The organism is Caballeronia terrestris (assembly GCF_001544515.1).
Lineage (GTDB): Bacteria > Pseudomonadota > Gammaproteobacteria > Burkholderiales > Burkholderiaceae > Caballeronia > Caballeronia terrestris.
In genome coordinates, this window is record NZ_FCOL02000546.1 from 1 (window position 1) to 817 (window position 817).

The window sequence follows — 817 nt, forward strand, 5'->3', positions numbered from 1 at the left end:
GAGTAGGAGGGTTTGCATGATTTTGCTCGCTAACAACGAGCGCCTCTTTCTCACTCGCCTCTGTTCCGCTTGCCCTCGTTCCCGTCGCCAGTTTTTCACTTGAGACATTTGCTGAAACCGGTGGGTCTTGATCGACAAGGGTGCTCGCTTGTTTTCCTAGAATGGATGCCCTTCCGCGCGAAGCAGGAAGAAGCAGCTGGGACACGGACTCCGGAATTTCTGCCTCCGAGCGCGGAGTGTCCAACCATCCGGTCGGCAACCCCAGTCGCTCGGTAAAGCGGTTCGCTTCGGCGTCGTCCATGCGTTTCTTGCCATGTAGCCGATGACCCATGTTGGAACCGGTCAGAGTCATGACCGCGCCAAGTCTCGCTTTAGATCCGTTGCGGGTCGTGAGAACGTGGAGGTTGGCGCGCCGAATATTTTGAATAGCCGCGCTGTCGTTTAACGCCAGCGATTGCGGTCCGCTTGCTTTCTCAGAGGGACTGACTTTCGCCGTGGATTTTTCTCGCGGGGAATGAGCGGCAGACTGTTTGGCGGGCGTAGCTTGACTGTTCTGGGCGAGCGTTGACGATCCGCCCGCTGCTTTCTTTGGCATTTCCGGTTCCTCGGGCAAACGATCTTTGAGCAGCGGCTGATTGGTTTCTGAGGCAGATGACGGCTGGAATGTTTTAGGCAGGACTTCTGGCTCGGCGTCCGCTTGAACAAAGTCTAACGGCGATTTTAATCGCGCGATCGTCTCGGGCGCGAGCGCAGGGTAGGGCTGGTCAAAAAAGCCGTGCGGCAACCCGAGCGTGGTTTCCATGTGAAAGGCCGTCTC

General features: G+C 57.2%; 1 protein-coding gene. It reads right to left on the minus strand.

The features are described from left to right. The coding region (locus AWB67_RS41665) for a hypothetical protein (protein WP_374729900.1) at window positions 1–817 on the minus strand (817 nt) is incomplete at both ends.